We start from the raw sequence: 6,329 nt of genomic DNA, 5'->3' as shown, positions 1-6,329 counted from the left end.
TGCAAGATCGGCCCGGCTTCTTTCAACGTGGCCGTGATATTGCGTGACAAACGCCGAGATAGAACAAACTTGTGGTAGTTCTTTGCCTCATCCCACGCTCGAAACGCGGTCGCTTGCACAGGCGTGAGCTTCGCGATGCCGCGGGCTTTCGACGAGGCGGAGGCCATCACGAGATCTGCGCCGGTTGCCGTCATGGTCTCCCACGTCGATGCGATCAGACGGTCGGCTTCTTCCAGCTGGCGGGAAGTCAATTCCTGAACCACGCCCTGTGCGGATAAGTCGTTCTCATCCCACACGCCATGGTCGTAGACGAGCCACTTGGTAGCCAGTGAGTAGCGGATCTTGTTCGCATACTCGCCAGCCAATGTGTCTGCCTGACCTACATCGGAAAAATCATCCGGACGCAAACCCGCCAACGCCTCATACGCCTCAGGCGGCAGATAGCCTGGATCAGCAGCAACCTTCGAAGCAAACCTGCACGCGCTATTCCAAATCGTCTGTAATTCGCCCTCGCTGAGCGGTGGCTCGCAGAGGTTGGCTTTGCGGTCGAACAAGTCACGCGCCTGGTCTGTATCGCCGTAGCGGATGAGGACCCTGCCTGCGAAGCGTGAGAGTGTAGCGTTACGTGAGCCCTCACCAATGACCAAAGTGCTTTGATCGAAGGCGGCGAACACGTCGATCTCGTCAGCCGCATCAAGCCATGCATCGAGGAGCTGATCACCTTCATGCACCGTCACTACCGCGTTCGACGCCCCGTAGATGAAACGTCCTGCATCCAAAGCATTACGGTCGAAGAAGGAGAACCGTGATGCGAGGCGGTGCTTGAGCCCCGCATAGTCGTCTGCGTCGCGTATTTCATGTATTGGGAAGTAGACGTGGAAACGCGGCCTGGCCGACACCACGCCCTTCGGTTTCTGGTGATTACGAGACGTGGCGGTCATGAACTCCACACCAGCCATCAACTCGGCGAGCTTCTCCGGGGTGACCCACTCGGACTCGGTGTCGGTGTGATCGTTGTCGATATCCATCACCACGCAATCCGAGGAGATGAAGGCTGCAGTTGAGCGGCGATCATTCACATACGTGGCAGCCACGTGATCAAAACCCGCGACCGCGCTCAGCGAGGCCGCGTCAGCGACGATGTGCTGGTTCGGGTAGTGGTTATTGTTCTGCACACCTGTAACCGTGGCAGCAAACAGAGTGAAGGACGTGGTCATGGCGTGACCTCCTTGAAATCAGAATCGAAATACTTAATCGGCAACTCGAGGTCGCGCGCCCACCCGATCTCTAAGCGCATACCAGGGCTCACGCGTCCGACATATGCCCACAGCGCTTCGCACTTGGCGAGCAACACCCTGTTGAAAAACATCGCCAACTCACGCTGATCGGGATCGGCGTCGTCCATGAACTGGGGATAGTGCAGATGCGGAGCGAACGGGATCTTGCCCGCGCTTACTGCAAACCCACAGAATTGACGGGCGAGCTCAACGTTCGCCTCGGTGTCACCTGAGTAGGGCGAGCAGATATAAACCAAGGGTCGGTAACCGAATAGTTCGCGCTGGAGCTTCTTGAGCGCGTGGTAGCTCGTCAGGTCCAGATAGCCTTCGGTGTTCTTCTTCGAAAACCCAATATCGAGTGTCGTGGCGGTCATGCTTGCACCTGACCTTGACGCTCAATGACAGGCAGAATGCCGAGCTGGTTCTTGAGCAGGTCGTAGATGAACAGACGCCCCTTCTGCGTCCAGTACATGTGGGTGCGGGTCTGCCCCTCGCCGTATTCGTGGGTCTTGGACTGGGTGTATCCCTGCTCGGCGTACTTCGCGTACAGGAACCACCGGCCCGACTGATGGAACTGCACGCGAGCATCACGCAGGATCCGGTTGAGCTTCTTCGCGGAAAGTCCGTAGTCCTTCGCAATCGCAGTCGTCGTCAACAACGAATCCGATTGCAACACAACGTCGTAGTACGAGACTTTCGGTTCCGCTTCGAGCAGGGCTTGCTCTGCTGCCAGGCGCTTGGCCCGTTCGGCCCGCAGAGTGGCGATGGCATGCTCCAGGAATTCATCGTCAGCGAGTAGTTCGTCGTATGCGTACATGCCGTGGCGGCGAATCGTCGGTAGCACTTCATCGAACACCCAGGCTTCGAACTTCTGTGCTGCCGGGAGCTTTGAAGAGATGATGAGGCGATAGAGGTCACCTTCGGTAATGAAGGTGGCTTCTTGTTCGCGTCCCATGGCATCGACGATGGGGTAACGTTTTAGACCCCCATCGGCGCGAGCATGATCGCGTACTGCCTTGCTGGCGTTAACGTAGCCGAGCGCAGTGGCGACGTCCTTCCCACAAAACAGCGTCTGGCCATCATTGGTGATGGTGCGGATGGTGCCGAACACGTCGTTGGTGAATGTTTGAATCTGGTTTCCCATGGCGGGGTTCCTTCCCGAGACCCCGTCGAGAAAAAGTCGTGCCGGGCGGCACAAGGAGTTAAGGGCCTCACCCCACTGCCGACGAACCTAAAAGTGTTAAATCCATGCAGGGTATACCCCGCAGACAAACAGTGCTACACGAGCGATCATGGAGATATGGGTGAGATTGATAAAGCCACGGTGTGGGCGATGGCAATGTGCATGCGTCTCTTTGCGTTCTTGGAATACTTACACGATCTTGACAACGATCCAGCGCCCTCTGCTGCGAATCAGCAGATCGCCGCGTATCTTCGAGAGTTCATGGAAACCGACCCGAAGCTGCTGCTCGGCGACGAGTAGGAGTTAGTCCTTGCGGTAGTAATCGCATTCGTAGCCGTCGGCGTCGAGTGGGAGCCCTGCTGCCCAGTCGGGCGGTGTCGTCATGAGCTCGCACGCGTCAGCAACGGTGAAGCCCGAATCTGTGGGTTCGTCGATAACGATTTCGTCGTGAACATGCATCACAATCTGGTGCCCTGCCTCGGCGACTGCGTGCATGCCAACCACGAGCAGATCACGAGCGATCGCCTGCACGATATTCTCAACCAACTTCCCTCCGTAGGTTTCGAGATGTCCCCATTTTCTGGCGGTGGTGGTGCCGGTGTAGGTGATGGATGTGCCGCCCCAACGGTTCTCCCCAAGACGCGGCTGCACATACGCAAGTCGTCTGTCTGAGGGGAGTTCGATGAAGAGAATCCCGGACTCGACGGTAAATCGCAGATTCCGCAGCCGGATCGGCTGGCGCAACGTGATTGCAGCGATAGCGGCTTCTTCGACGTCTGCCCAGAGCTGCACGACGTGTGGGTTAGCTTGCCGCCAGGCGTCCACGATCGGTTTGAGCTCATGCTTGGCTAAACCCATGGTGAGTGCTCCCATGCGCTCCAAAGCGCCCGTTGAGCCGCCAAAACCACAAGCCAAAACTGCTAATTTTCCTTTCTGCCGAAGCTCACCATTAACGCCGTGTTTTTCGACTGGCACTCCGAACATACGGCTCGCGGTTTCGCAGTAGAGGTCTTTACCTTCACGGAAGGCTTGAAGGGTGGTGGTTTCTCCTGCGAGCCATGCGATGACACGTGCTTCAATTGCAGAGAAATCAGCAACGATGAACCTGTGCCCAGGTGAAGGGATAAACGCGGTACGGATGAGTTGGCTGAGGGTGTCGGGCACGGACTCGTACAGAAGCTCAAGGGCATCGAGGCTGCCTGTTCTGACGAGCGATCGGGCTTGGTCAAGATCAGGCAAATAATTCCTGGGGAGGTTCTGGACTTGGACGAGGCGTCCGGCGAAACGTCCGGTACGTCCTGCGCCGTAGAACTGGATGAGCCCACGTGTACGGCCATCGGATCCTGCGACGTTTTGCATGGCCTGGTATTTCTTGACGCTTGATTTCGCTAGATCGCCGCGAAGTTCGAGGACTTCTTTCACCTCACCGGTCGCAGTATCGAGGGCTGCATCGACGTCGGCTTTGGTCAGCGATTCGAGTTCGCAGCCGTGCTCGCTCAGCCATTGTTTGAGCTGGATCGGCGAGTTCGGATTCTTCAACCCAGTCAATGTCTGTGCCCGAGCGAGTGTCGCGTTGCGGTGGTGCTCGTCCACGGCAACGGCATTATCGACGAGCGTGTGGTCGAGAAGAATCCCGGCATCATTAATGCGTTGGTCGAGGGCGTAGGTGTCCCATTCGGCATCGGGCATCGGAAAAGACGCCAGTCTGTCGTGGATGGCTTGTTCGACTTCGACGTCGCGCCGGTTGTAGTCGATAAACCGTGCCCAGCCGGTCGGGTCAGCTGATGGTGGGTTCCTGTGTTTGCCGCCGTTCAGGACTGAGGGTGTGGCGGGTGTGCAGAACTGCTTGATCAGCTTGCGCCCCGCAGAATCTTTTTGGACGTCAAGCTTCAAAACTGTGGCTACTGCATCGAGGCTCATCGGGAGACCAAGGTAGGCCGACCAGATCATGGTGCAGCGCCACTGCCTTGGGCCAAGAAACCCATCAGCGAGAAGCTCGGGATGATGAGTGCGTAGCCAAGCGGACAAGCAGACTCGCTCGAAGGCGGCGTTATGCGCCCACTTGACCACACCCGAATCCACTAAAGCCGCTAGAACCTCATCGGGCAGGGTCTCGCCGCTGGCAAGATCCACTATTTCGACTGGGCCGCCGTCAATCGAATAGCCGAACAGGAGTAGCTCGAAGTCTGGGTGCTCGGCATACGGGTAAACGCCCGCCTTGGCGAGCTGAACTGGACTGAAAGTCTCGATATCGCAGAAGAGTGTTCGCATGACGGGGTTCCTTTCACATAGAAGAAAAGTGGAGGGAACCAACAAGATGTGCTGATTCCCTCCACGTGTGGGGATGGTTAGTTCAGGAAGTCGTCATCAGCGGCGAAGGCACCGAAGTCGGTCTCAGCGGAAACTCGTCCACCGCCAAGGCTCTCGCCGTCACGGGTCTTTTGGATATTGCCGAGTCCGCAGGCGATGCCTCGGTTGCCATTCGTGTTAAACGCATAGAAACTGAGGCTGACACGGGCATAGCAGCCGGAATACACCTCGGCGCGGTCCAGGATCGGGGCGACGCTCTGATCGACGATCTGCGGAGCGGTCAGGGAGTTGGCGTTGAGGAAGTAGGCGCCCTTGTAGGCTTCGTCGTCACGCTCAATATCCCCATCGCGCAGCGGCAACTTGAGGGCGGCCTTGTTGGGGCGCTTGCCACCAAACTTGGCCGTCCCGGCCTCGATGGCTGCATCCACGGCCTTCTCGATCGCCGCAATCGTGGCAGTATCGGACTTCGGGATAATTAGGGAGACGGAGTACTTCGGTTTGCCTCCCTGGATGGAGTTCGGCTCCCACACGTGTGCGTAGGATAGGCGAACTTCGCCGGTCACAATACGAGTTGTGTTAGTCGTTGACATAATCATTCTTCTTTCTACTCGTTACTTGTTTGGTTGAAAATCGGTGGCCGCACTCACCAGGTCAAGCGCTGGCCGTTTATCGGATGTAGGAACCAACGTAGGTTTTCCTGCAGGCTTGGTCACGAGATCACCGAGGACCTCGTTGAAGGCGGGTTTACCCATGAGGCGTTCCATGGCTGTGAGGGTGATGAGCTTGCGATCCCAGATGTCCCTATATCCAGCCGCCTCAGCCGCTGCAGCGACATCGGTTTCGGAGGTGTATTTGCGTATCGACCGTCCGGCTACGAGCTTGAACCCCTCAAAGACCACTCCCTGGTTGACGGCCTTCGACAGGGCGTAGGCCTCCACATCCGCCGCCCAAGTTTTGAGCTGCGGAATCCTTGCCAGCACGTCAGCGATCTCTGTATCGCTAAGTTCTGCTGGTGGGGCGAACTCCAACCTGGCCAGCGCAAGATTGGCTTCAGCTCGTGCCCGACACGTGGGTGCAATCTTGCAGAACTGACACCACGAGCCCGGACAAAACTCGCCCTCGCCAGCCGCTGCCAGCTCAGCCTTCGGTTTCACTTCCGCTTCGGCCCAGTGCTCGAGTTCAGTGACGGGGATTTCCCAGGTGTCGACGTTCGCCCGGCGCGGCTGGTAGATCGTCACCGCTACGCGCTCGATGTCGTACAGGTCGCCGAAAGTGTGAAGGGCTCCGAGAGCGTAGAGCATCAACTGGGGATTACGCTCAGCCTCAACCAACACACCTTGCCCGTACTTCAGATCAATGATCTGCAAGGTGGGTTCAGCGATGATCACACAATCCCCGGTGCCAAAACCTCCCGGCACCACATGGGAGAAGTCCAGGTGCTGCTCGATCAGCACCTGCGGATCACCACAGGCCTCCCGTGCGATCGAGACGTGCTCCTGGACGAAGGCGACGTAGTCGTCAGTCAAGGTTTCCATCTCGTCATCAATCCAGGCCGAGAC

7 protein-coding genes are annotated in these 6,329 nt (G+C 57.7%); 1 reads left to right on the top strand and 6 read right to left on the bottom strand.

Annotated features, from left to right (window positions below; translation table 11 throughout):
- From Q0X61_RS12210 to Q0X61_RS12200, 3 genes are all read right to left on the bottom strand, one after another.
- The coding region (locus Q0X61_RS12210) for a primase alpha helix C-terminal domain-containing protein (RefSeq protein WP_297743028.1) at positions 1-1,217 on the bottom strand (1,217 nt) is incomplete at its 3' end.
- A complete protein-coding gene (locus tag Q0X61_RS12205; protein WP_297743026.1) occupies positions 1,214-1,651 on the bottom strand; it encodes a DUF4406 domain-containing protein in 438 nt (145 codons plus the stop codon). The genes Q0X61_RS12210 and Q0X61_RS12205, both read right to left, overlap by 4 nt.
- Complete coding sequence (locus Q0X61_RS12200) at positions 1,648-2,421, bottom strand: phage antirepressor KilAC domain-containing protein (RefSeq protein ID WP_297743025.1); 774 nt, start codon at positions 2,419-2,421, stop codon at positions 1,648-1,650. Before Q0X61_RS12200 ends, Q0X61_RS12205 begins: the two co-directional genes overlap by 4 nt.
- Positions 2,422-2,577: 156 nt before the next feature.
- Between Q0X61_RS12200 and Q0X61_RS12195 the strand changes: the two genes are divergently transcribed.
- On the top strand, positions 2,578-2,760 hold the full coding sequence (locus Q0X61_RS12195) for a hypothetical protein (protein ID WP_058237400.1): 183 nt from the start codon (positions 2,578-2,580) through the stop codon (positions 2,758-2,760).
- A 3-nt stretch (positions 2,761-2,763) separates the two neighbouring features.
- On the opposite strand, the gene Q0X61_RS12190 is transcribed toward Q0X61_RS12195, so the two are convergent.
- The 3 genes from Q0X61_RS12190 to Q0X61_RS12180 form a co-directional block, all read right to left on the bottom strand.
- A complete protein-coding gene (locus tag Q0X61_RS12190; RefSeq protein WP_274734504.1) occupies positions 2,764-4,731 on the bottom strand; it encodes a DNA polymerase in 1,968 nt (655 codons plus the stop codon).
- 77 nt (positions 4,732-4,808) lie between these two features.
- On the bottom strand, positions 4,809-5,360 hold the full coding sequence (locus tag Q0X61_RS12185) for a DUF2815 family protein (RefSeq protein WP_058237908.1): 552 nt from the start codon (positions 5,358-5,360) through the stop codon (positions 4,809-4,811).
- A gap of 21 nt (positions 5,361-5,381) precedes the next feature.
- A partial coding sequence (locus Q0X61_RS12180) for a DUF2800 domain-containing protein (RefSeq protein WP_297743021.1) occupies positions 5,382-6,329 on the bottom strand: 948 nt, incomplete at its 5' end.

The organism is uncultured Tessaracoccus sp., assembly GCF_947255005.1.
Lineage (GTDB): Bacteria > Actinomycetota > Actinomycetes > Propionibacteriales > Propionibacteriaceae > Arachnia.
This window is presented reverse-complemented; position numbering and strand designations above follow the sequence as displayed.

Coding starts and splice junctions, on each gene's coding strand:
- Q0X61_RS12195 (WP_058237400.1), top strand. CDS start 2,578: ATGGGTGAGATTGATAAAGCCACGGTGTGGGCGATGGCAATGTGCATG.
- Q0X61_RS12205 (WP_297743026.1), bottom strand. CDS start 1,651: ATGACCGCCACGACACTCGATATTGGGTTTTCGAAGAAGAACACCGAA.
- Q0X61_RS12190 (WP_274734504.1), bottom strand. CDS start 4,731: ATGCGAACACTCTTCTGCGATATCGAGACTTTCAGTCCAGTTCAGCTC.
- Q0X61_RS12200 (WP_297743025.1), bottom strand. CDS start 2,421: ATGGGAAACCAGATTCAAACATTCACCAACGACGTGTTCGGCACCATC.
- Q0X61_RS12185 (WP_058237908.1), bottom strand. CDS start 5,360: ATGTCAACGACTAACACAACTCGTATTGTGACCGGCGAAGTTCGCCTA.